At 61.0% G+C, this 24,722-nt stretch carries 18 protein-coding genes; 9 read left to right on the top strand and 9 right to left on the bottom strand.

Annotated elements, in window-relative coordinates:
• Window positions 1–107: 107 nt before the first annotated feature.
• The gene (locus HU727_RS04480; protein WP_186528460.1) at window positions 108–2,105 is read right to left on the bottom strand and encodes an alpha-1,4-glucan--maltose-1-phosphate maltosyltransferase; all 1,998 of its coding nucleotides are present in this window, start codon (window positions 2,103–2,105) and stop codon (window positions 108–110) included.
• Window positions 2,106–2,321: 216 nt separating this feature from the next.
• Here HU727_RS04480 and HU727_RS04475 point away from each other — a divergent pair, with 216 nt between their 5' ends.
• On the top strand, window positions 2,322–2,480 hold the full coding sequence (locus HU727_RS04475) for a hypothetical protein (protein WP_186528459.1): 159 nt from the start codon (window positions 2,322–2,324) through the stop codon (window positions 2,478–2,480).
• Window positions 2,481–2,564: 84 nt separating this feature from the next.
• On the opposite strand, the gene HU727_RS04470 is transcribed toward HU727_RS04475, so the two are convergent.
• The gene (locus tag HU727_RS04470) at window positions 2,565–3,077 is read right to left on the bottom strand and encodes an MgtC/SapB family protein (protein ID WP_186528458.1); all 513 of its coding nucleotides are present in this window, start codon (window positions 3,075–3,077) and stop codon (window positions 2,565–2,567) included.
• Between the two features lie 123 nt (window positions 3,078–3,200).
• Here HU727_RS04470 and HU727_RS04465 point away from each other — a divergent pair, with 123 nt between their 5' ends.
• The 3 genes from HU727_RS04465 to mapR all read left to right on the top strand — a co-directional run bounded on the left by HU727_RS04465 (window position 3,201) and on the right by mapR (window position 6,615).
• Window positions 3,201–3,449: a DUF3203 family protein gene (locus HU727_RS04465; RefSeq protein ID WP_186528457.1), complete on the top strand. Its 249-nt coding sequence runs from the start codon at window positions 3,201–3,203 to the stop codon at window positions 3,447–3,449.
• Between the two features lie 195 nt (window positions 3,450–3,644).
• Window positions 3,645–5,075: a cytochrome c oxidase accessory protein CcoG gene (gene ccoG / locus HU727_RS04460; protein ID WP_186528456.1), complete on the top strand. Its 1,431-nt coding sequence runs from the start codon at window positions 3,645–3,647 to the stop codon at window positions 5,073–5,075.
• A gap of 130 nt (window positions 5,076–5,205) precedes the next feature.
• Window positions 5,206–6,615, top strand: coding sequence for a GntR family transcriptional regulator MpaR (gene mapR / locus HU727_RS04455; RefSeq protein ID WP_186528455.1), 1,410 nt, complete (start codon window positions 5,206–5,208; stop codon window positions 6,613–6,615).
• 131 nt (window positions 6,616–6,746) lie between these two features.
• Here the strand turns inward: mapR and HU727_RS04450 are convergent, their stop codons facing one another.
• The 7 genes from HU727_RS04450 to tpx all read right to left on the bottom strand — a co-directional run bounded on the left by HU727_RS04450 (window position 6,747) and on the right by tpx (window position 19,790).
• Complete coding sequence (locus tag HU727_RS04450) at window positions 6,747–7,493, bottom strand: SDR family oxidoreductase (RefSeq protein ID WP_186528454.1); 747 nt, start codon at window positions 7,491–7,493, stop codon at window positions 6,747–6,749.
• Between the two features lie 165 nt (window positions 7,494–7,658).
• On the bottom strand, window positions 7,659–9,740 hold the full coding sequence (locus HU727_RS04445; protein ID WP_186528453.1) for a putative bifunctional diguanylate cyclase/phosphodiesterase: 2,082 nt from the start codon (window positions 9,738–9,740) through the stop codon (window positions 7,659–7,661).
• Window positions 9,741–10,001: 261 nt separating this feature from the next.
• Window positions 10,002–11,471 carry an efflux transporter outer membrane subunit gene (locus HU727_RS04440; protein WP_186528452.1) on the bottom strand — a complete coding sequence of 490 codons (1,470 nt, stop codon included), beginning with the start codon at window positions 11,469–11,471 and terminating at the stop codon, window positions 10,002–10,004.
• Window positions 11,468–14,575: an efflux RND transporter permease subunit gene (locus tag HU727_RS04435; protein WP_186528451.1), complete on the bottom strand. Its 3,108-nt coding sequence runs from the start codon at window positions 14,573–14,575 to the stop codon at window positions 11,468–11,470. The genes HU727_RS04440 and HU727_RS04435 overlap by 4 nt, the downstream gene beginning before the upstream one ends.
• Window positions 14,576–14,711: 136 nt before the next feature.
• Window positions 14,712–17,813: an MdtB/MuxB family multidrug efflux RND transporter permease subunit gene (locus HU727_RS04430; RefSeq protein WP_186528450.1), complete on the bottom strand. Its 3,102-nt coding sequence runs from the start codon at window positions 17,811–17,813 to the stop codon at window positions 14,712–14,714.
• Window positions 17,810–19,114: an MdtA/MuxA family multidrug efflux RND transporter periplasmic adaptor subunit gene (locus HU727_RS04425; protein ID WP_186528449.1), complete on the bottom strand. Its 1,305-nt coding sequence runs from the start codon at window positions 19,112–19,114 to the stop codon at window positions 17,810–17,812. Before HU727_RS04425 ends, HU727_RS04430 begins: the two co-directional genes overlap by 4 nt.
• A gap of 175 nt (window positions 19,115–19,289) precedes the next feature.
• Window positions 19,290–19,790 carry a thiol peroxidase gene (tpx, locus tag HU727_RS04420; RefSeq protein WP_186528448.1) on the bottom strand — a complete coding sequence of 167 codons (501 nt, stop codon included), beginning with the start codon at window positions 19,788–19,790 and terminating at the stop codon, window positions 19,290–19,292.
• Window positions 19,791–20,230: 440 nt separating this feature from the next.
• Between tpx and HU727_RS04415 the strand changes: the two genes are divergently transcribed.
• The 5 genes from HU727_RS04415 to HU727_RS04395 are packed head-to-tail and all read left to right on the top strand — an operon-like array spanning window position 20,231 to window position 24,721.
• The gene (locus tag HU727_RS04415; RefSeq protein ID WP_437180372.1) at window positions 20,231–21,211 is read left to right on the top strand and encodes a SphA family protein; all 981 of its coding nucleotides are present in this window, start codon (window positions 20,231–20,233) and stop codon (window positions 21,209–21,211) included.
• Between the two features lie 22 nt (window positions 21,212–21,233).
• A complete protein-coding gene (locus tag HU727_RS04410) occupies window positions 21,234–22,214 on the top strand; it encodes an AAA family ATPase (RefSeq protein WP_186528447.1) in 981 nt (326 codons plus the stop codon).
• Window positions 22,211–23,146: a DUF58 domain-containing protein gene (locus HU727_RS04405; RefSeq protein ID WP_186528446.1), complete on the top strand. Its 936-nt coding sequence runs from the start codon at window positions 22,211–22,213 to the stop codon at window positions 23,144–23,146. The genes HU727_RS04410 and HU727_RS04405 overlap by 4 nt, the downstream gene beginning before the upstream one ends.
• The gene (locus tag HU727_RS04400; protein ID WP_186528445.1) at window positions 23,143–23,742 is read left to right on the top strand and encodes a DUF4381 domain-containing protein; all 600 of its coding nucleotides are present in this window, start codon (window positions 23,143–23,145) and stop codon (window positions 23,740–23,742) included. Before HU727_RS04405 ends, HU727_RS04400 begins: the two co-directional genes overlap by 4 nt.
• Window positions 23,729–24,721 (top strand): vWA domain-containing protein, encoded by a 993-nt coding sequence (locus HU727_RS04395; protein WP_186528444.1) that lies wholly within the window; start codon window positions 23,729–23,731, stop codon window positions 24,719–24,721. Before HU727_RS04400 ends, HU727_RS04395 begins: the two co-directional genes overlap by 14 nt.
• Window position 24,722 lies beyond the last annotated feature (1 nt).

Here is a 24,722-nt window from a genome sequence, read left to right as displayed (position 1 = left end):
GATCGTTCCCACGCTCTGCGTGGGAATGCCGCCTTGGACGCTCTGCGTCCGCTTTGGGACGCGGAGCGTCCCGGGATGCATTCCCACGCAGAGCGTGGGAACGATCATTACGTAGCGGTAATCCGCCAAATGCCAAACGGCTGATAAGCCGGGTCAATGCGCATGAACTGGTATTTGCCGTACCAGTCCCAGCGATGCCCATTCATCAGGTCCTCGCCATGGGTCGTGGCGTCGTCCGGCAGGCCCATTTCCCACAACGGCAGCTCGAAATTCGCTTCCTGAACGTTATGCGGATCGAGGCTGACAGCGACCAGAATGAAATTACTGCCATCGGCGCTGCGTTTACCGAAGTACAAAATGTTGTCGTTCCAGACGTTGTAGATCTTCAGGCCCAGATGCGTGTGCAGCGCCGGATTCTGTCGGCGGATGCGATTGAGCTGGGCAATCTCGGCAATGATGTTGCCGGGCGCGGTGAAGTCGCGGACACGGATCTCGTACTTTTCCGAATTCAGGTATTCCTCTTTGCCCGGCACCGGCGCCGATTCGCACAGTTCGAAACCGGAATACATGCCCCACAGGCCCGAGCCCATGGTCGCCAGAGCGGCGCGGATGAGAAAACCGGGACGCCCTGACTCGTGCAGGAACGCCGGGTTGATGTCCGGCGTGTTGACGAAGAAGTTCGGCCGGTAGCATTCGCGCCACGGCGATTGATTCAGTTCGGTGAAATACTCGGCCAGCTCGGCCTTGTTATTGCGCCAGGTGAAATAGGTGTAGCTCTGCGAATAACCGACCTTGCCCAGGCGTGCCATCATCGCCGGCGTGGTGAACGCTTCGGCGAGGAAAATCACTTCGGGGTACAAGGTGCGCACATCGGCGATCAGCCATTGCCAGAACGGCAGCGGCTTGGTGTGCGGGTTGTCGACGCGAAAGATCTTCACGCCTTCCTTGACCCAACCCACGACGATGTCACGCAGCTCGACCCACAGGCTGGGGATCGCATCCGGCGCATAGAAATCGACGTTGACGATGTCCTGGTATTTCTTTGGCGGGTTCTCGGCGTATTTGATCGTGCCGTCGGGGCGCCAGTTGAACCAGCCCGGATGCTCCTTGAGCCACGGGTGATCCTGCGAACACTGGATGGCGAAGTCGAGGGCGATTTCCAGGCCATGATCGGCGGCGGCGGCCACCAGTCTGCGAAAGTCCTCGCGGGTGCCGAGCTGCGAGTGAATCGCCTCGTGACCGCCCTCCTCGCTGCCAATCGCATAAGGGCTGCCCGGATCATCCGGGCCGGCGGTCAGCGAATTGTTGCGGCCCTTGCGGTGGGCGCGACCAATCGGATGGATCGGCGTGAAATACAGCACGTCGAAACCCATGTCCTGAATCATCGGCAGCCGTGAGTGCACGTCGTTAAAGGTGCCGTGGCGGTTGGGGTCGTCCGTGATCGAGCGGGGAAACAGCTCATACCAACTGGCGAATTCGGCCAGCTCACGTTCGACGTCCATCGGGAACTCCGCGCTGACGCTCAGGTAGGCGCGGTGGTCGGCCTGGGCCATCAGCTCTGCACTGCGTGAGTGCAGAAACAGCGCGACCTGCTCGGTTTCGAGCAGGCCGGACAATTCATGGTGCAGCGCGGCGAGCTGTTCGCTCAGTTGGCCTTCACTGCGTTCGGCGGCTTGTTGCACCATGGTTCGGCCTTCCTGCAACTCCAGGGAAACCGGCACCGAAGCGTTGTGCTTCTTCTCCAGTTCGTACTGGAAACTGGCGAAATGGTCGATCCACGCTTCGATGCAATACAGATAGCGGCCCTGTTCCTCGGGACGGAACTGGCCTTTCCAGGTGTTATTGCCTTGATCGGACATCACCTCGGTTTGCCAGGTCTCCTGACCCTCTTCGCGCCAGCGGATGCGCACGGCGAGCTTTTCGTGGCCGTCGGCAAAGACTTTGCTGGTCACCACCACCTCGCGCCCGGCAATGGATTTGGCGGCGAACTGGCCCCCGTCGAGGGTCGGCATGGTGTTTTCGATCACGATACGTGGCAGCAGCAACGCCTGCGACAGCGGCATGTGCGGGTTGTAACTTGGCTCTGAAGGTCTTTCAGCAGTCATTGAGCATCTCTCCTTAACGCCCCAAGGACGCTCTTGTGCCGGAACGGGATTGGCGACCAAGCGCCGGCCCGGTCATGAACTCACTAAGGTTCCGAGCAACCGGCGCGGGGAAAAGTTCAGATGAAATTATCAAGACGCCAGGCGGATCGAATTAACCGTCAACGGGTCAATCCACTTAAGCACTTCTCACGCCATGTGCCACACGGAGGTCATTAGATGAGCATCCCGATCCCGGCGGAAACGCCCGATCCGAACATCGACAAACCCACCCTGCCGGAGACCGAGCCGCCACCGGTCCCTGAGCAGGAGCCACCCGGCACCACGCCACCGCCCAAGGAAGAACCGCCGAGTACGATGCCGCCGGTGGTCGTCTGACACATTCGTTACCTGTCCAACACATGATGTTCTGATCGTTCCCACGCAGAGCGTGGGAGCGATCAGTCGGGGACGATCCGTGCGCTAGAGCTTGTCGTTCTTCTCGACATCTTTCTCGAATACCCTCACCACGTAAGGCATCACGCTAAAGATCGCCAGCGCCAGAATGGTGCTGAGCAATGCCGTCGCTTCCCTACCCAGGCCCGCCGCCACGCCAATCGCAGCCGTCATCCATAACCCCGCAGCGGTGGTCAGGCCCTGGACATGGGCTTCTTCGCCTTGCTGATTTTTCAGAATAGTGCCTGCGCCGAGAAAGCCGATCCCGGCGATCACGCCCTGAAGCACGCGGCTCATGGCATCGGACTCCGCCCCGGACGTCTGCGGCACCAGCACAAACAGCGCCGCCCCCAGCGCCACCAGCATGTGCGTACGCACGCCTGCAGCCTTGCCCTTATGCTCGCGCTCGAAGCCGAGAATCCCGCCAAGAATCGCCGCCATCAACAGGCGCACGGTGATGCGGGTCATTTGCGACGCGTCGCCGATATCGGCGAATTCCGCCTGCAGGGTTGTCCACACTTCGTCCCACCAGTCTTCCATCGTCCAGTCCTTGTTATTGGTTTGATGAACGATGGACAACGCTGACCATTAATCGGTTGCGCAGAACGATTGCCGCGTTGCGCTTCCTAAAGAGCTGCCCCCCGGATTAAAGGAACTGCCGCCATGCCCGTTCGAATCGACGAATCCAACCCCGAGCAAAAAGTCTGTTTTTTCACCGTTGAACATGGCGAGGAAATTCGCATCTGCGACACCCTGGAAGTCCTGACGGATAGCGAAAGAGCCATGTCGTTCGTGGAGATAGAAGGCAAACGGGTCTACATCACCGAAGCAGAAGCCGACGCCTTGACCGTCGCCGGAGCCAGGGACGGTCGTGAACACGTGAAAGCAGACACGGGTGATTCGGTGATTTGACTGACCCTGATCAACACCCCGCGCAAGCGCCTGCGTTAGCCGTTTGCGCCTCATTCGGCAAGTTGCTTCAAGTTGTCGCAGGCGTTATGCGAAACCGCATCTGATCCGCTTTTTATTGCAAGAGCTGAGTCTGTTATGCAAACAGATGCACGGTCATAGTTCATCGGCCTGATGGAGGCTGATGAGCAAACGACCATGAGCGAACAAATCCCCGTCCGAACCGTAGAAGCGACTCCAACCATTAAAAGCGTGCCTGCGCGCCCACTCAAGGCGACGACCAGGTTCACTGACAACCAGATTCACACTCGCAGCTTCACCGGCCTGTTTCGTAACCTGCGCCTGAGCGGCGCGGGAGTCCTCTTCGTATTGTTCTTCGGCACCGTGTGGCTCAATTGGGGCGGTCGTCAGGCGGTGCTCTGGGATCTTTCCGAAAGCAAGTTTCACATCTTCGGCGCGACCTTCTGGCCGCAGGATTTCATTCTGCTCTCGGCGCTGCTGATCATTGCCGCGTTCGGTCTTTTCGCCATCACCGTTTTCGCCGGTCGGGTCTGGTGCGGATACACCTGTCCGCAGAGTTCCTGGACCTGGATCTTCATGTGGTGCGAGAAAATCACCGAAGGCGAGCGCAACCAGCGGATCAAACTGCAAGCCGCGCCCTGGAGCCTGAACAAACTGGCCCGCCGCGCCGCCAAACACACGTTGTGGCTGGCGATCAGCGTGATGACCGGCCTGACCTTCGTCGGCTATTTCACGCCAATCCGCCCGCTGGCCGAAGAACTCCTGACCCTGCAAATTGGCGGGGTCAGTCTGTTCTGGGTGCTGTTTTTTACCGCCGCCACGTACATCAACGCCGGCTGGCTGCGCGAGGCGGTGTGCATGCACATGTGCCCGTATGCGCGGTTCCAGAGCGTGATGTTCGACAAGGACACCCTGACCATCGCCTACGACGTCGCCCGTGGCGAAAGCCGTGGCCCGCGCAAGCGCGATGTCAGTCCGGTGGAAGCGGGTCTGGGCGATTGCATCGACTGCCAGCTGTGCGTGCAGGTTTGTCCCACCGGCATCGACATCCGTGACGGTTTGCAGATGGAGTGCATCGGCTGCGCGGCCTGCATCGATGCCTGCGATTCGATCATGGACAAAATGCATTACCCGCGCGGCCTGATCCGCTACAGTTCCGAGCGCGAATTGCAGGGCAGCAAAACCCATCTGCTGCGCCCACGCCTGATCGGCTACACGGCCGTGTTGCTGGTGATGATCGGCGCATTGGCTTTGGCCTTGGTCGAGCGGCCAATGGTGTCGCTGGACGTGACCAAGGATCGAGGGTTGTTCCGCGAAAATGCGGAGGGCCAAATCGAAAACATTTACTCGCTCAAGGTGATCAACAAGACCCAGCAGCGGCAGGATTACCGGTTGAGTCTGGTTGACGGCGAGGGATTTGAGTTGCATGGCAAAACCCTGCTGAGCCTGGCACCGGGGGAGATCGTGGATGTGCCGGTATCGGTGGCGATGACCACCGAGCGGCCGGCGAGCAGTTCGCAGACGTTGAGCTTCAGGATCAGTGACAGCGATGAGCCGCACATCTACAGCGTGGCGAAGAGCCGGTTTGTGGCGCCGATGAATCGTTGATCCCTTAGACTGCGCTGCTTCTTCGCGAGCAGGCTCGCTCCCACGGCTATTCACAATCATTTTGTGGGAGCGAGCCTGCTCGCGAACGAAGGCAACGCGGGCTCCCAAAAAGAACACATTCGGACCCAACATGAAACGCTACGAAAAATTCGCCGACGACATCGCTGAACTGATCCGCTCCGGCGTCCTCGGCCCTGGCCAGCGCGTGCCGTCGGTGCGCTATGCCAGCCAGACTTACGGCGTCAGCCCGTCCACGGTGTTCCAGGCCTATTATCTGCTCGAACGCCGTGGCCTGATCCGCGCCCGGCCGCGTTCCGGTTACTTCGTCAACACGCATGCGCCCAGCCCTTTTTCCGAACCGGTGATCAGCCCTCAAGTCAGCGAGTCCACCGAAGTCGACGTCAGCGAACTGGTGTTCTCCGTGCTCGACTCGATCAAGGACCCGAACACCGTGCCCTTCGGCTCGGCGTTTCCCAGCCCAACGCTGTTTCCCTTGCAGCGACTGTCGCGGTCTCTGGCGAGCGCCGCGCGGGAGATGGACCCGCGCATGGTCGTCACCGACATGTCGCCGGGCAACCCGCAACTGCGTCGACAGATCGCCCTGCGCTACATGGTGGGCGGGCTGATGCTGCCGATGGAGGAGCTGCTGATTACCAACGGCGCCCTCGAAGCGCTGAACCTGTGCCTGCAAGCAGTGACTGAGCCCGGCGACCTGGTGGCGATCGAAGCCCCCGCGTTCTACGCCAGCCTGCAAGTGCTCGAACGCCTGAAACTAAAGGCCGTGGAAATCCCGGTGCACCCGCGTGACGGTATCGATCTTGGCGTTCTGGCGCAGACACTTGAGCGCCACCCGATCAAGGCCTGCTGGTGCATGACCAGTTTTCAGAACCCGATGGGCGCGACCATGCCCGAGGCGAAGAAACAGGAACTGGTCGAGTTGCTGCGCCAGCATCAGGTGCCGTTGATCGAAGACGACGTCTACGCCGAACTCTATTACGGACAACAGGCGCCGAAACCGGCCAAGGCCTTCGACACCGAAGGCCTGGTGATGCATTGCGGCTCGTTCGCCAAGAGCCTGGCGCCCGGCTATCGCATCGGCTGGGTCGCCGCCGGACGCTTTGCGCAGAAAATCGAACGCCTGAAACTGATGACCTCGTTGTGCGCGTCGATGCCGGCACAAGCAGCCATTGCCGATTACTTGCAACACGGCGGCTACGATCGTCACCTGCGCAAGCTGCGCTACGCCCTGGAAGAACAGCAAAGCGCGATGCTCGCGGCGATTGTCCGTTACTTTCCGGTGCAGACCCGTGTCAGCCAACCGGCGGGCGGCTATTTTCTATGGTTGGAACTGCCGGAACAGATGGATTCGCTGAAGCTGTTTCAAATGGCACTGGCGCAAGGCATCAGCATCGCCCCGGGGCCGATCTTCTCGCCGACGCGACGCTTCAGAAACTGTATCCGCCTGAATTACGGCAGCCCGTGGACCGAGGAATCGGAAAAGGCCATGGAGACGTTGGGGCGCATTGTGCGGTCTTTCTGAAGCTTTGATGTTGTCCGGACCGGACCCTTCGCGAGCAGGCTCGCTCCCACATTGGTTCTGTATTCACAAATCCACTGTGGGAGCGAGCCTGCTCGCGAAGGGGCCGTTGCTATCGAAGCGAAACCTGTGGCCTAGCGCCCACCGCCCAAATCAACAAACGTCCCCGTCGCGTACGAAGCCTTGTCCGACAACAACCAGACAATCGCCTCCGCCACTTCATCCGGCCGGCCGCCACGGGCCATTGGGATGGCCGACTCGAGTTTGCTGACCCGATCCGGGTCGCCGCTCAGTGCATGGAAATCGGTGTAGATGTAGCCCGGACGCACCGCATTGACCCGAATCCCCTCGCCCGCCACTTCCTTGGACAAGCCAATGGTGAATGTGTCGAGCGCGCCTTTGGACGCTGCGTAATCAACGTATTCGTTCGGCGAACCCAGACGCGCTGCGACGGAGGACACGTTGACGATGCTGCCGCCCTGCCCGCCGTGTTTGGGCGACATGCGCAGGATCGCGTGTTTGGCACAGAGGATCGGTGCCAGCACGTTGGTCTTCATGATTTTGAGGATGCGGAATTCGGACATTTCATCGACCCGCGACTTTTGCCCGACGGTGCCGGCGTTATTGACCAGCGCGGTGACACGGCCCAGCTCGGTGTCGACGCGGTGAAACATCGCGATCACTTCGTCTTCGATGCTGACATCGGCGCGTACCGCGATGGCCTGGGCGCCCAGGGTTCGAACTTGCTCGAGCACGCTGTGCGCGGCCTGTTCATCCGACTGATAGTTGATGCAGATCCGATAGCCCTGTTCGGCCGCCAACAGCGCCGTGGCAGCGCCGATTCCGCGCCCGCCACCGGTGATCACAATGACTTTATCCATGCTGGCCTTTCCCCCGCGTGCTCACGTAACCGTCGGGGCAAGAATAACCGCCATTCATGGCTTTTGCATGAGATCCATGGTGTTGGCGCGATCGCCTTCGCGAGCAGGCTCGCTCCCACAAGGGAATGCGATCACCTGTAAGAGCGAGCCTGCTCGCGAAGAAGCTCAGACCACCGCAAGACGTTGCCCGCGCACGATGTCCTGCATAAAGCGTTCTGCCGGCATCGGATGCCCGAGCAGATAACCCTGCAGCGAATCACAGCCCAGTTTCGTCAGAAACTCCTGCTGCGCACCGGTCTCCACGCCCTCGGCGACAATCCGCAGATCCAGCGCCTGCCCCAGCGCCACAATCGCCGAGACGATCGCGGCGTCATCGCTGTCGTGCTCCAGATCACGGACGAAACCACGGTCAATCTTCAGCTCATTGGCCGGCAGACGCTTGAGGTACATCAGGCTCGAATAACCGGTGCCAAAGTCATCAATCGACAGATCAACGCCCATGTCCGACAGTTCCTGCAGCACCGTCATGCTCGCATCCGCGTCGCTCATCGCCGTGGTTTCGGTGATTTCCAGGGTCAGGCTGTTGGCCGGTAACTGGTGCGTCGCCAGCGCCCTGGCCACGCTTCGGACCAGCCCGGCATGGCAGAACTGCAGCGCCGAGAGATTCACCGCGATGCGCCAGTCGGAGTAACCGAGCACGTACCACTCGCGCATCTGGCGACAGGCTTCGTTCAGCACCCATTCCCCCATCGGGATGATCAGGCCGGTTTTTTCAGCCAGATCGATGAACTTGTCAGGCATCAGCATCCCGTGTTCCGGGTGCGCCCAGCGCAACAGGGCTTCGGCACCGACCGGGCGACCGTTGACCGCGTCGAACTTGGGCTGGTAATGCAGATGGAATTGATTGTGCTCAAGTGCCGCACGCAAATCCTGCAGCAGTTGCAACTGCTTGCGCGCATTGGTGTTCATCGATACGTCGAAGAAGCTGTAACCGTTTTTGCCGCCGCCCTTGGCGTGATACATCGCAGCGTCGGCGTTCATCAGTAACTGCTGGGCGTTTTCGCCGTTGCCCGGGTACAGGGCGATGCCGACGCTGGCGGAAATCTGCAGATCATGTTCGGCGACCCGGAAGGTTCGGCCGATCAAGCCGACCTGACGCGCCGCCAGGCTCAACGCGTCGTCGGGTTCGGTGAGGCGCACGAGCAGGACGAACTCATCGCCGCCAATGCGCGCGAGCGTATCCTGACTGCGCAGGTCTTCGCGCAGGCGCATGCCGACTTCACGCAGCAATTGATCGCCCATGTGATGGCCAAAAGCGTCGTTGACCGGTTTGAATCCATCCAGATCGATGAACATCAGCGCGAAGCAGCCGCCCTGTTCCTCGACCTTTTTCATCGCCTGGCTGATCCGGTCGTCGAGGAGCATGCGGTTCGGCAGACCGGTCAGCGGGTCGTGCAACGCCAGTTGGGTGAGTTCGCGGTTCGCGACTGTCAATGAATGCGCGAGGTCTGCGGTGCGCGCTTCAAGCCGGGCGTCAAGAATCGACGTCAGCAAGGCAATCGACAGGACCGCCAGTGTCGTGACGACCACCAGGCTGTCCAGGCCATTGCCTCTCAAGCCGTTGAGTGTCGCGCCGCAGAAACTGCCGTCGGGAAATTGTGCAGCGGCCATGCCGGTGTAATGCATGCCGACAATCGCCACGCCCATGATCACTGCCGCACCCGCGCGAATCAGCCTCACATGCGGCGAGTGCTGGCGCAGGCGAAAGGCAATCCACAGTGCCGCCGCCGAGGCACCGACGGCGATCAGCAACGATGCGCTGAACAACGTCGGGTCGTAATCGATGCCGGGGGTCATGCGCAGCGCGGCCATGCCGGTGTAGTGCATCGCGCTGATGCCCGAGCCCATGATCAGTGCACCGAACGCCAGTTGCGCAAGCGGCAGCTTCGGCTGACTGACCAGCCACAGGGCAAAGCCGCAGGACAGCACGGCAATCAGCAGCGACAGCGCGGTCAGGGTGACGTCATAGCCCAGATCGATTGGCAACTTGAAGGCGAGCATGCCGATAAAGTGCATCGACCAGACGCCGACGCCCATCGCAAACGCCCCGCCCGCCGTCCAGAAATGCACGGCCCGGCCTTTGGCCGTGGCGATGCGTCCGCTCAGGTCAAGCGCCGTGTACGACGCGAGTACCGCCACGGACAACGAAATGACAACCAGGGTGAGGGAATAACTGCCGATGAGCATGGACGTTCTCGTGACAAGCCGAAACCGTACTGCTTCCATTCTCGGTCGGGCAAATGTGGCGATTGTACTGATTGCGCGGAGGAACGCACTGACTAAGCAATCAAATTGCCATCAAGCCGATGAAGCGTTGTTTGATCGTCCTACAAGGCGCCGGGGTGGGCTTTAAGCCACGTTGTGGGAGCGAGCCTGCTCGCGCGGCGGGTCAGTTGATGATGTGCTGAATGACCCACCGCTTTCGTGAGCAGGCTCACTCCTACAGGTTCAGCGGTTGTCGCTGACATCCAGTTGCCCGTCCCAACCACCGCCCAGCGCGGCAATCAGTTGCACACTCGCAATCAAGCGGCTCTGCAAGACATTCAGTACGCTACGCTCGTTACTCAGGGCCGTGGCCTGCACGACCACCACATCGATGTAGGCAATCAGGCCAGCCTTGTACTGGTTCTCGGTCAGACGCAGTGAATCACGCGCCGCATCCAGCGCTTCCTGGCGCACCGCCGCCTCGTCTTCATACACCTTGAGCTGGATCAGGTAGTTTTCCACTTCGCGGAAACCGTCCAGCACGGTCTGGCGGTAGCGGGCGACGGTTTCGTCATAGGCCGCTTCGGTACGGTCGACCTCCGCCGAACGGATGCCGCCGTCGAACAGTGGCAACGACAGTTGCGGGCCGACCGACCAGAAACGGTTCGGCAAGCTGATCAGGTTTTTTGACGTGCTGCTGCTGTAGCCGCCGCTCAAGCTAAGGCTCAGGTCCGGGTAATAAGCGGCTTTCGCCACGCCGATATTGGCGTTGGCGGCGATCACCGAGCGCTCGGCCGAGGCGATATCGGGGCGGCGTTCGAGCAATTGCGAAGGCAAGCTCAGTGGCACTTGCGGCAGGTTTGGAATCGTCTGGGTTTCAGCGATGCTGAAATTCGCCGGCGCTTGCCCCGTCAGCACCGCAATGGCGTTTTCAAACTGTGCGCGCTGCCAGATCAGGTCCACCAGATCGGCCTGGGTACTTTTCAGCTGGGTTTGCGCCTGCGCCACCGCATCGCGCCCGGAAACTCCGGCGCGGTACTGATTCTGCGTCATTTTCAATGAACGCTCGTACGCCGCGACGGTGGCTTCAAGCAGACGCTTCTGCTGGTCAATGACCCGCAGTTGCAAGTAGTTCTGCACCAGCTCCGACTGCTGACTCAATCGCATCGCCGCCAAGTCGGCAAAGCTCGCCTGGGCGCTGGCTTCATCGGCCTCCAGCCCGCGACGCAACTTGCCCCAGACATCCGCTTCCCAACTGACGCCCAATTGCGCGTTGTAGGTGTCGCGGATCCCGCTTGAGGAACTGCTCAGGCTTGAACTGCTGCTGCCGGTGCCCTGACTGGAGCGGGTCTTGCCCACACTCAGGTCTACGCTGGGGTAAAACGCCCCTCGGGCACTGCGCACCAGGGCTTGTGCCTGACGGTACTGCGCTTCCGATTGAGCGACCGTCTGGTTGGCGCTGTTGAGGTTTTCGACCAATCGGTTGAGCTGCTGATCGCCATACAACTCCCACCAGGCGCCACGGGCCAGCGAGTCGCTGGGGTTGGCCTGACGCCAGCCTTCGGCTTCCTTGAACTGGGTGATTTCGGCGGTTTGCGGGCGCTGGTAGTCCGGGCCGACGGCGCAGGCGCTGAGCAGCGCCACGCACAACGACAGGCTCAACAGGCGCGAACCGCGCGCGGTGACCAATGAGATAAGCGAACGGTCAGTCATAACGGAGTTTCCAGAGCGGCGTCAGTGCGCACGCCACGCCATTTGTTGAAGCGATGGCGCAGCTTGTCGAGATAGAGGTAAACCACGGGCGTGGTGTAAAGGGTCAGGATCTGGCTGAAGACCAGACCGCCGATGATGGTCAGCCCCAGCGGCTGGCGCATTTCCGCGCCTTCGGCCCGCCCGAGCAGCAACGGCAAGGCGCCGAGGATCGCCGCCAGCGTGGTCATCAGGATCGGCCGCAAGCGTTGCAGGCAGGCGCTGCGGATCGAATCCAGCGGCGACAGGCCCTGATGACGCTCCAGTTGCAAGGCGAGGTCGATCATCAGAATGGCGTTTTTCTTCACCACGCCGATCAGCAGGAATATCCCGAGCAGGGAAATCAGGCTGAATTCGCCACCGAGTGCGTAAATCGACAACAACGCGCCGACCCCGGCCGACGGCAAGGTCGAGAGGATGGTCAGCGGGTGAATGTAGCTTTCGTACAGCACACCCAGCACCAGATACACCGCGAGCAATGCCCCCAGGATCATGAACGGCTGGCTCTTCTGCGTCGCGGCGAAGGCGTCGGCGGTGCCGGCCATTTTCGCGATGACATCTTCCGGCAAACCGACCTTGGCGATCGCCCGCTCGATGGCGGCACTGCCCTGCTCCACCGTCACGCCTTCGGCCATGTCGAAGGAAATGCTTTCGGAAGCGAACTGGCCCTCGTGGCTGACCCGGTCGTTTTCCAGACTGTTTTCATAATGGGCGAACGTCGACAGCGGCACCCGCGCGCCTTCAGCGGTAATGACCTCCACCTGCTTGAGGGTCACCGGGTCCTGGGCGTATTTGGGATTGACCTCCATCACCACCTGATACTGGTTGAGGCTGTCGTAGATCGTCGATATCTGCCGTTGGCTGTAGGCGTTGTTCAGCACGGAGGTGACCATGTCCATGTCAACGCCCAGGCGTTTGGCCTGATCTCGATCAACGATCAGCGTCACCTGCTGCGCCCCCGCACCTTCGCGGGCATCAATGGCGGTCAGCTCGGGCAAAGCACGCAACGCCGTGACCACTTTCGGGTACCACTTGCGTAACTCGCCGAGGTCGCCACTTTGCAGGATGTAGGTGTACTGCGAACTGGTCTGCTCGCGACCACCGCCGAATTGCAGGTCCTGGTCGGCCATCAGCATCAGTTGCGCACCGGGCACCTTGGGCATTTCCTTGCGCAGGCGTTCGATGACCTTCTGCGCCGACAGCTGGCGGTCCTTGATCGGTTTCAGGCGCACGATCATGAACGCGTTGTTGGTACCGTTGCTGCCACCAATAAACCCGGCCACGCTTTCCACCGCATCATCTTTAAGGACGGCGCGGCGGAATGTCTCCATTTTCGGTTGCATGACGTTGAATGAAAGACCGTCATCGCCACGCACGAAACCGATCAGTTGCCCGGTGTCCTGCTGCGGCAGGAAGGTTTTCGGTACCACCACATAGAGAGCCACGTTGACGCCGACGGTAATCAGCAGGCTGAACAACGTCAGGCGCCGGTGACGCAGCACCCAGTCAAGGCTGGTCGCGTATTTGCCAACCATCCAGTCGTTGGTGCGATGACTCCAGCGTTGCAGGCGGTTTTCCTGGCCTGGCGTGTGCGGCTTCAGCCAACGCGCGCAGAGCATCGGCGTCAGCGTCAGGGAAACCACCAGCGAGACCACGATCGCTGCGGCCAGGGTGATGGAAAATTCGCGGAACAGGCTTTCGACAAGCCCGCCCATAAAGAGGATCGACAGGAACACCGCCACCAGCGACACGTTCATCGACAGGAGGGTAAAACCGACTTCCTTCGCGCCGAGGTAGGCCGCCTGCATCGGTTTGACCCCTTCGTCGATGTGTCGGGAGATGTTCTCCAACACGACGATAGCGTCGTCCACCACCAGCCCGGTGGCGAGGATCAGCGCCATCAGTGACAGGTTGTTCAGCGAGAAGCCGTAGAGGTACATCACCGCAAACGTGCCGACCAGTGACACTGGCACGGCCAGGGTCGGGATCAGCGAAGCGCGGAAGTTGCCGAGGAACAGGTAAACCACCAGCACCACCAGCGCGACCGCAATCAGCAAAGTCATCTCGGCTTCGTGCAGTGTCGCCTTGATCACAGGCGAGCGATCCATCGCCAGGTTCAGCTGGACGCTGGCGGGCAACACCGCTTGCAGCGCTGGCAACTGCGCCTTGATCTCATTGACCGTTTCGATGATGTTGGCGCCGGCCTGGCGGTTGATCACCAGCAGCACGGCTGCGTCATCATTGAAGAAACCGCTGTTGTAACGGTCTTCGACACCATCGCTGACTTTCGCCACGTCCTTGAGGCGCAGTGCGGCGCCGTCGGCGTAGTGAATGATCAGCGACTCGTAATCCTTGGCTTTCTCCAACTGGTCATTGGCCTGAATCTGCCACTGGCGCTGGCCGTCCTCGACCGAACCCTTGGGCCTGCGTACGTTGGCGTCGGCGATGGTCTTGCGCACATCGTCGAGGGCCACGCCATACTGGTTCAATGCCTGTGGTTCGAGTTCGATGCGCACTGCCGGCAGCGAACTGCCACCGATCTGCACTTCGCCGACGCCCTGCACCTGGGAAAGGCTCTGCGACAGGATGGTCGAGGCCAGGTCGTAGAGCTGGCCTTTTTCCAGCACATCCGAGGTCAGCGACAGCACCATGATCGGTGCCTGCGACGGGTTGACCTTTTTATAGGTCGGCATGCTGCGCATCCCGCTCGGCAGCAGATTGCGCGATGCATTGATCGCCGCCTGCACCTCGCGCGCCGCGCCATTGATGTCACGGTCCAGGTCAAATTGCAGAATGACCCGCGTCGAGCCCTGACTGGAGCGGCTGCTCATCGTGTTGACGCCGGCGATGGCGCCGAACGAACGTTCCAGTGGCGTCGCCACCGTCGAGGCCATTACCTCCGGACTGGCGCCCGGCAGACTGGCCTGCACGACGATCACCGGAAAATCCATCTGCGGCAACGGCGAAACGGGCAACAGGCCAAAGCTCACGCCGCCGAGCAGCATGATGGCCAGGGAAAGCAGCATGGTTGCCACGGGGCGTTTGATGAAAGGACCGGAGAGGTTCATCGACCCTTGTTCTCCCCGCATATCTCTGTGGGAGCGAGCCTGCTCGCGAATGCGCCCTTACCTTCAACTTTGGCAGTGACTAACCTACCGCTTTCGCGAGCAGGCTCGCTCCCACAGGGGTTATGTGTTGCGACCGTCATACTGCGACCTCTTCACCATCAGCCTTGGTCTTGCCAAAGCGCCGGCCAAGTCGATCGAAGTACAGGTAGATCACTGGCGTGGTGAATAGCGTCAGCACCTGGCTGACGAGCAGACCGCCGACCATCACCAGACCCAGCGGCTGACGCAGTTCTGCCCCGGAACCCGTAGCCAGCATCAACGGCACCGCGCCAAACAGCGCCGCCAGCGTGGTCATCAGAATCGGCCGGAAGCGCAGCAGCGCCGCCTGATAGATTGCCTCCGCCGGTGCCATGCCCTGGGTTCGTTCAGCATCGAGGGCGAAGTCGATCATCATGATCGCGTTCTTCTTGACGATCCCGATCAGCAGAATGATCCCGATGATGGCGATCATCCCCAGATCATTTCCGCTGAGCAGCAAGGCCAGCAAAGCGCCTACGGCGGCGGACGGCAACGTCGACAGAATGGTGATCGGGTGAATGTAGCTCTCGTAGAGCACGCCCAGCACGATGTACATCGTCACCACTGCCGCGAGAATCAGCAGCAAGGTGCTCGACAGCGAAGCCTGAAACGCTTGCGCCGCGCCCTGGAACTGGGTCTGCACGCCGACCGGCATGCCGATGTCCTGCTGCACCTGCTCGATGATATCCACGGCATGTCCCAACGCCACGCCGGGCGCGAGGTTGAACGACATCATCACCGCCGGGAACTGGCCAATGTGAGTGATCGCCAATTGCGCCTGACGTTCTTCGACATGCGCCAGACTCGACAGGCGTACCTGCGCGCCGTCAGTGGTTTTGACGTGGATCTGATCCAGCGCCTGCGGGCCGATCTTCTCCCCGGCCTGAGCTTGCAGCACTACGCGGTACTGGCTGGCCTGGGTGTAAATGGTCGAAATCTGCCGCTGTCCGAAAGCGTCGTACAGCGCATCGGTAATGTTCGCCACCGACACGCCGAGGCGCGAAGCAGCATCGCGATCGATGACCAGAAAAACCTGCAAACCCTTGTCCTGCAAATCGCTGGCAACATCAGTCAGCTCCGGGCGCTGCGCCAGGGCTTCGACCAGACGGCCGCTCCACTGGCTGAGCAGTTCGGAGTCCGGCGAAGACATGCTGAACTGGTACTGGGTACGGCTGACGCGATCTTCGATGGTCAGGTCCTGCACCGGCTGCATGAACAGGCGAATGCCCACCAGTTTGTCCAGTTGCGGTTGCAGGCGGGCGATGATTTCAGTGGCCGTCAGATCGCGCTCGCCATGGGGCTTGAGGTTGATCAGCAGACGGCCGCTGTTAAGCGTGGCGTTGTCGCCGTCCACACCGATGTAGGACGACAGGCTCTGCACCGCCGGATCTTCAAGAATGATCTTCGCCAGTTCCTGTTGACGCTCACCCATGGCGGAGAAAGAGATCGACTGCGGCGCTTCGGAAATGCCCTGAATGACCCCGGTGTCCTGCACTGGGAAAAAGCCCTTTGGCACGATCACGTAGAGGAACACGGTCAACGCGAGCGTGCCGATTGCCACCAGCAAGGTCAGCGGCTGATGCTTCAATACCCAGCGCAGCATCCGCCCGTATTCGTTGATCATCCAGTCGATGAACGCACCGCTGGCCCGGTAGAAACGGCCCTGTTCATGCTCTTGCGGCTCACGCTTGAGCAGGCGCGCGCACATCATCGGCGTCAGGGTCAGCGAGACAACCAGGGAAATCAGGATCGCCACGGCCAACGTAATAGCGAACTCGCGAAACAGCCGCCCTACCACGTCGGCCATGAACAGCAACGGAATCAACACGGCGATCAACGAAAGTGTCAGGGAAATCAGGGTAAAGCCAATCTGTTTCGCGCCCTTGAGCGCCGCCTGCATCGGGCTGTCGCCCTCCTCGATGAAGCGGGAGATGTTTTCGAGCATGACGATGGCGTCGTCGACCACGAACCCGGTGGCAATGGTCAATGCCATCAGGGTCAGGTTGTTGACCGAAAACCCGGCCAGATACATCACTCCGAAGGTTCCGATCAGCGACAGCGGCACGGCGACTGAGGGAATGATCGTCGCACTGGCGCGACGCAGAAACAGAAACGTCACCATCACCACCAGTGCGATGGCGATCAGCAATTCATGCTGCACGTCCGTCACCGAGGCGCGGATGGTCTGGGTGCGATCTGTCAGCACGGTGACATCGAGGCCGGCCGGCAGATTATCGGTGATGCTCGGCAGCAATGCCTTGATGCGGTCAACCACTTCGATGACGTTGGCGCCGGGCTGGCGCTGGATGTTCAGCAGCACAGCCTGATTCTGGTTGGCCCACGCGGCGAGGCGTTCGTTCTCGGCGCCGTCGACGATCTCCGCTACGTCCTTGAGCCGCAACGGCGCACCGTTCTTGTAGGTGAGGATCAGATTGGCGTAGTCCTCGGGCGACGTCAGTTGGTCGTTGGCATCGAGCATCGACACCCGGGTCGGGCCATCGAAGTTGCCTTTCGGCTGGTTGACGTTGGAAGCGCCGATCAGGGTGCGCACGTCTGACAGGTTCAGGCTATTGGCCGCCAGCGCCTCGGGGTTGACCTTGATCCGCACCGCCTGACGCTGGCCACCGGCAATGCTGACCATACCGACACCGCTGATCTGGGCGATTTTCTGCGCCATGCGCGTATCGACCAGGTCGTTGAGTTTGGGCAGCAGCATGGTTTTCGAGGTGATGGCGAGGGTCAGCACCGGAGTGTCCGCCGGGTTGACCTTGTTGTACACCGGCGGCGCAGGCAAGTCGGTCGGCAACAGATTGGTCGCCGCGTTGATGGCGGCCTGCACCTGCTGCTCGGCGACGTCCATGTTGATGTCGAGGCTGAACCGCAGGGTCAGCACCGAAGCGCCGCCGGAACTGGTCGAAGCCATTTGCGTGAGGCCCGGCATCTGGCCGAACTGGCGCTCGAGGGGTGCGGTGACCGCGCTGGTCATGACGTCCGGACTGGCGCCCGGGTACAGGGTCATGACGCGGATGGTCGGGTAATCGACCTGCGGCAATGCCGACACCGGCAGCAGGCGATAAGCAATCAGACCGGCCAGGACAATGGCCAGCATGCTCAGCGTGGTGGCTACCGGACGGAGAATGAACAGCCGCGAAATGTTCATGCGCCCTTCTTGGCCTTGTCAGTGACAGTCGCGTCCGGGTTGGCGGCGGATTTGCCTTGCAGGTGTTCGGTTGGCGTGGTCGGCACTTCGCTGCTGTCGTTGACCACTTCGACTTCACTGCCTTCCTTCAAACGGTCAGTGCCCTCGAGCACCACGCGATCGCCAGCGGCGAGGCCTTCGGTCACCACGGTGTTATCACCGTCGCTGGCACCGATTTTCAGTGGACGAATGGTGACTTTCTTGTCGCCGTCCAGCGCATAGACGAAGGTGCCGTTGGTGCCGAACTGAATCGCGGCCGACGGTGCCAGCACTACGTCTTTGAGCGTGTCGGCCAGCAGGTGTACGTTGACAAACTGATTGGGAAACAGCGATTGATCGCGGTTATCGTAACGGGCCTTGAACTTCAGGGTGCCGGTGGCTACGTCGATCTGGTTGTCGAGGCTTTGCAGCACGCCGGAGGCTTGCAGTTTGGTGTCGCCGCGATCCCACGCTTCGGCCGGCAATTTCGCGCCGCTACGGTAACGGGCGAGGACGGTCTCCAGGCTGTTTTCCGGCAGCGTGAAGGCGACGCTGATCGGCTGCGTCTGGGTGATCACCGCGAGAAATGTGGTGTCGTTGGCGGCGACGAGATTACCAACGTCTACCTGACGCAGGCCGACGCGGCCGGTAATCGGCGCGCGGATTTTGGTGAACTCCAGATTGAGCCTGGCGTCATTGACCGCTGCCTGATTGGTCTTGACCGTGCCCAGGTACTGACCCACCAGCGCTTCGGCGGTGTCCAGGGTCTGTTTGGCGATGCTGTCTTCTTTATACAGCCCACGATAACGCTCGACATCGACCTGAGCGTTTTTCAGCTGCGCCTGATTCTGCAGCAGCGTACCTTCAGCCTGCAGCAACGCATTCTGGTAAGGGCGCGGATCGATCTCGGCCAGCAGGTCGCCTGCCTTGACCATCTGCCCTTCTTCGAAATGGATCTTGACCAGCTCGCCGCCCACCCGGCTGCGGACATTGATGGTGTTGAGCGCAGTGACTGTGCCCAAGGCCTTGTAGTAAAGCGGGAAGTCGCCTTTGACCGCCGGCGCCACGCGCACCGGAATCGGCCCGGCACCGCCGCCAAAGCCCGGCCGCATCATCCCCGAACGCCCGGCATGACCGGCAGCCGCTTTATCGCCGCCCGCCTTGTCAGCAGAGCCGGCAGGCCAGAACTTCCAGCACAGGACGGCGATGACCAACAGGACAAGCAGGCTGATCAGCCAGCGGCGGGAGTTGCGGGGGGACGATTGCATGGAGTGATTAACCATTGGGCGCGTGGGCTTCTATTACGGGAGGCTGAACGATAAGCACTGACAGGATTTAAGCAAAGCAGCTTTACCGGCAATTTACCTTCCACTTACGTTTCAAGGTGTGAGGCAAAACCCTGATACACAAATGAAAACGGCCTGGACAGGGCCAGGCCGTTAACAATTGTAAAAGCTCTTACTTGAGGACGGCCAGCGCCGCGTCATAGTCAGGCTCTTCTGCGATTTCTTTAACCAGTTCGCTGTGCAGGACGTTGTCGTTTTCGTCCAGAACAACCACGGCGCGAGCGGTCAGGCCTTTCAGCGGGACGTCAGCAATGGCCACGCCGTAGTTTTCGATGAATTCGCTGCCGCGCAGGGTCGACAGGTTCTGGACGTTTTCCAGACCTTCGGCGCCGCAAAAACGCGCTTGGGCGAACGGCAAGTCAGCCGAAATGCACAGCACCACGGTGTTGGCCAGTTCGTTGGCCTGCGCGTTGAACTTGCGCACGGAGGTGGCGCAGGTCGGGGTGTCGACGCTTGGGAAGATGTTCAGCACTTTGCGCTTGCCGGCAAAGTCCTTGAGGCTGACGTCGGACAGATTGCCGGCTACCAGGGAAAAGGCTGGCGCCTTGGAACCGGCTTGTGGCAACTGGCCGTTGACTTGAACCGGATTGCCTTTGAGGGTGACTTGAGCCATGACTTGAGTCCTTCTGATTGTGTGATTGGAAGCATGCAAGAGGCGGAAGTTAACCACGAAATGGGCTGACGACCTAAGCCCTGTTTGAAATTGTTGGTTGCTGGCCTGCGCGATTGTATACAACCCGCCACCATCCCTTGTGGGCTCCGCCTGCTCGCGATATCGATGGATCAGTGGCTAATGTCCTGAGTGGCACGACGCTATCGCGAGCAGGCGCAAAACGATGAAATCCCGCGATCCCTACGCCGCCCATGCAGGCACCCCCGAATTGATTCCTTCGACTGGCTAACCGCCGATTAGATGCTAGTTTTCAGAAGGGCGTGTCCTACTAGCTCGAAAAAAAAGGGATTACGCAGTAGCGACGAAACACTGCCCAGTTGCCCAGAAAAACACCATGGAATCGGGAAATGATCTGCAGTCGAGCCGGGAATACAGGGTTTATGCCGGGGTTGCGCGGCCTGGCGCTGTTCTTGCTCAAACCGTACATTGCGCGCGCCTTGCTGGCGCTGTGCATGATCATCAGCCCATCACTGTACGCGGCAGAAGGCGGCGTCGGGCGGCCGATCACCGGCCAGCAGGTCTTTTCCAACGCCGGCATTGTCCCGCCGGAACCCGGCTGGGTCATGTCCTTGACCAGCATCTGGTACGACGGCTCGCTCAAGGGCAGCGACGGCGCTCCGATCTCGGGCGCGGTCAGTGGCGGGATCGACATGAAAGTCTCCTACACCCTGGCCAATTTCACGCACGTCTGGGACACCGGCAAAGGGCGCTGGAACTTCGCTTCGGCGATGGGCCTTCCGGTGCAGTACACCGACATCAAGGCCAGCATCACCGGACCGCGCGGGCGCACGTTGGGTGACAGTGATTCCGGCACGCAATTGGCCGATGCGCTGATCACACCGATCGCCGCCGGCTACCACTTCGATGAACGGAACCACCTGTCGCTGTCCCTGCCCATCTACGTGCCGACGGGTGCCTATAACGAGGATCGTCTGGCCAACCCCGGGCAGAACAATTACACGTTCATGCCAACCGTGGCGTTCACTCACCTGGACGGCAAGGGCGGCGAACTGACGCTGTCCAGCGGTCTGGAGTTCTACACCGAGAACGACGCCACCGACTATCGCAACGGCAACATCTTCACCCTCGATGCGCTGTGGACCCTTGGCTTCGGCAACGGCTGGAACGCGGGAGTTGCCGCCGGCTATGTCCAGCAACTGACCGACGATAAAGGCCAGACAGCGGACATCTTCAACGGCTATCGCGGACGCTCCGTCGGCGCCGGCCCGGTGATCGGCTGGACCGGCAAGTTCGCCGATGCCCAAGCCAACATCAGCGCGCGCTGGGTGCCTGAGTTCGATACCAAAAACCGCCCCGAAGGCAACGGCTTCAGCGTCAATCTGACGCTGGCGTTTTTCTAGACCCGGACACAAAGGACTGCCCATGACTGCGCTCGCCGACCTCAACGCCCTGCAAGCCAGCATCGCCGAAGCGGTGCTCGGTCAGGATCAAGTCATCCGCCAGATTTTGCTCGGGCTGCTGGCTAACGGGCATTTGCTTCTGGAGAGCCTGCCGGGGCTTGCGAAAACACGCACGGTCAAGGCGCTGGCCAGGCATCTGGACGCGAAGATGAGCCGTATCCAGTTCACGCCCGACCTGTTGCCGTCCGACATCACCGGCGCCGAAGTGCTGCATCAGGTCGAAGGCAAAAATGAAATCCGCTTCCAGCCCGGACCGTTGTTCGGCAATCTGATCCTCGCGGATGAAATCAACCGTGCCCCGGCCAAAGTGCAAGCGGCGCTGCTGGAAGCCATGGAAGAACGGCAGATCACGGTAGCCGGCAACAGCCATGCGCTGCCGGAACTGTTCATCGTGGTGGCGACGCAGAACCCGATTGAGCAGGAAGGCACCTATCCACTGCCGGAAGCGCAGATGGACCGCTTTTTGATGAAAGTGCTGCTCGACTACCCCAGCGCTGAAAACGAGAGCCAGGTCCTGCGCCTGCTGCGTGACGAAGAATTTGCACAGGGCGCCAGCACGACACCAGTGAAGAGCTTCACGTTAGCGCAGGAGGTCATTTTTGCTGCGCGCAAGGAAGTCAGCGCGGTGCATGTTTCGCCAGCCATCGACCGTTACCTGATCGACCTGATCAACGCCACCCGCCACCCTGCCGACTACGACGAAGACCTCGCCCGCTGGATCGCCATTGGCGCCAGTCCCCGCGGCGGTATTGGTCTGGATCGTTGCGCGCGCGCCGATGCGTGGCTGCAAGGCCAGGACTTCGTCTCGCCGGACAACGTGCGCGCTGTGGTGCATCCCGTGCTGCGCCATCGTCTGCAACTGAGTTACGACGCCGTTGCCGATGGCGTCAGCGCCGATCAGGTGCTGGACCGGATTCTCGACAAAGTGGCGATCCCGGCATGAACGATGAAAGCCTGGTCTACGTCTCTCTCGCGCAGTTGATGGCGCTTGAGTTCAAGGCCCGTGACCTGAGCTTCCTCGCCCGTCAGCCGCAAGGCAGCATCCTCGCTGGCAACCATGCTTCGCGCCTGCGCGGTCGGGGTCTGAATTTCGATGAGTTGCGCCGCTACCAGCCGGGCGATGATTTGCGTCACCTCGACTGGCGCGCCTCATTGCGCACCGGCAAACCGGTGGTGCGCACCTTTACCGAAGAACGCGACCGTCCGGCCTTGATCGTGGTGGACCAGCGCATGTCCATGTTCTTCGGCTCGCGGCGCAGCTTCAAATCGGCAGTCGCGGCCGAACTTGCGGCGCTGGCGGCGTGGATGGTCTTTCACGCCGGCGACCGGGTCGGCGGGCTGGTTTTCAACGACGAGCGCATCGACAGCATCGCCCCGTTACGCAGCCGCAAACGCGTCGAGGCGTTGCTCAGCCGGGTCGTGCAGCATAACCGCGTGCTCAATGCCGGCAATCGCGACGCCGAAGATCAGGATCAGTTGGACAAAGCCCTGCAGCGCTGCCTCGCCGTGGCCGGCCATGATCATTTGATCTGCATCGTCAGCGACTTTGCCGGCGCCGGTGAACGCACCTTGCAGCTGATGCGGCAACTGTCGGCGCACAACGATGTGATTGCCCTGCAAGTCTACGATCCGCTGGCGTTCAAGCTGCCGAGCGACGGGCGCCTGCTGGTCACTCAAGGCGAGTTGCAGGTTGAACTGGCGGTCGAAAAGCGCAATGTGCGCCAACCGCTGGGGGATTATCTCGGCGGCCGGCTAAAGGACGTCGCCACCTTGCTGCGCCGCAGCCAGGTGCCGTTGATGATGATCAGCACCGCTGAAGAAGCCCACGCGCAACTGCGCGCCGAACTGGGCAAAAGCGCCGGGCGCACGCGATGAATCCGAGTATCCCGAGCATCGATCAGCTCAAGGAACTGCCCCTGCCTGCGCCCGTCAGCTATGCCCCGCAGACGTGGGGCTGGTGGGTGCTGCTCGCGGCACTGGTGCTGGCCGCGTTAATAATTGGGGTGCGTCGTTATCGGCAATGGCGCCGCGACCAGTATCGCCGCGAAGGCCTGGCGCGCCTGGCGCAGTTGCGTGATCGCAGCGATGACCTGAATGCATTGCGCGAACTGCCCGAACTGCTCAAGCGTGTGGCGCTGTCGATGCCGGTCCAGCCCAACCATCGGAATGCATTCCCTGTGGGAGCGAGCCTGCTCGCGAAGAGGTCGGCACATCCGATATCTGGCTCAACTGACATAGCGCTTGCGCGAGCAGGCTCGCTCCCACCGGGGCCTGCGGCGATCAAGGGAGATCGCTGGCAGAATTTTCTGCAGCGGCATTGCAAGAAGAAACTGCCCGCCGACTTCAGCGATCAACTCGCGCAACTCGCCTATGCGCCGGACGCCACCCTGCGCGCCCTCCCCGCACCTCAGCGCCAGGCGCTGTTCGACACCTGTCAGTACTGGCTGGAGCATCATCATGTGGCAGCTTGACTACCCCTGGCTGTTGCTTCTGCTGCCGCTGCCCTGGCTGACCTATCGTTTCTTGCCTGCCTACAACGAAGCGCGCAGCGCTGTGCGCGTACCGTTTTTCAGCGCCATGAGCCGCGCCGTTGGCGAAGCGCCCCACACAGCGGGCAGCCGGCGTAACCACTGGCAGCTGCTGTTGAATGCGCTGGTCTGGGCACTGATTCTGCTGGCGGTTTCGCGCCCGGTGTTCGTCGAGAAACCCATCGAACGTCAGCAACCGGTGCGCGACCTGATGCTGGCCATCGATCTCTCGCAATCAATGGAAACCGAAGACTTCACCAACGCCCAAGGCGAGAAAATCAATCGTCTGGCGGCGGTGAAGGACGTGGTGCAAGGGTTCATCGACAAGCGCACGGATGACCGGATCGGACTGATCGTATTCGGCAGCGGCGCCTACCCACAGGCGCCGTTGACCCTCGACCATGCAAGCCTGTCCTTGTTGCTGGCCGATTCCGGCATCGGCATGGCCGGGCCCAATACGGCGATTGGCGACGCGATCGGCCTCAGCCTGAAACTGCTCGACAAGGCGCAGGAGCAAGAGAAAGTCGTGATCCTGCTCACCGACGGCAACGATACCAGCAGCGCCATCACCCCGGATCACGCCGCTGAAATGGCCGCCAACAAAGGTGTGGTCATCCATACCATCGGCATCGGCGATCCCAGCGCTTCCGGTGAAGCCAAAGTCAATCTGCAGGGCCTGCAACAGATTGCCGATACTACCGGCGGGCGTTTCTTTCGCGCAGAAGATCGCGCGGCACTGGATCAGGTCTACAGCACCCTGGATCAGCTGACCCCGCATCAAGTGAAAACCCTCAGCCATCAACCGCAGCGGGAGTTGTTCTATTGGCCATTGGGCGCGGCGTTGCTCCTGTTGGCGCTGTATCAGCTCGGTGCACTCCTGCGCCCGCGTCTGGCGCTTGCACGCCAACGGCAGGAGGCCTGAA

Origin of the sequence: Pseudomonas khorasanensis (genome assembly GCF_014268505.2) — a bacterium.
Classification (GTDB): Bacteria; Pseudomonadota; Gammaproteobacteria; order Pseudomonadales; family Pseudomonadaceae; genus Aquipseudomonas; species Aquipseudomonas khorasanensis.
The sequence above is the reverse complement of the archived record's forward strand: the minus strand, read 5'-3'. Positions and strand labels throughout refer to the sequence as shown.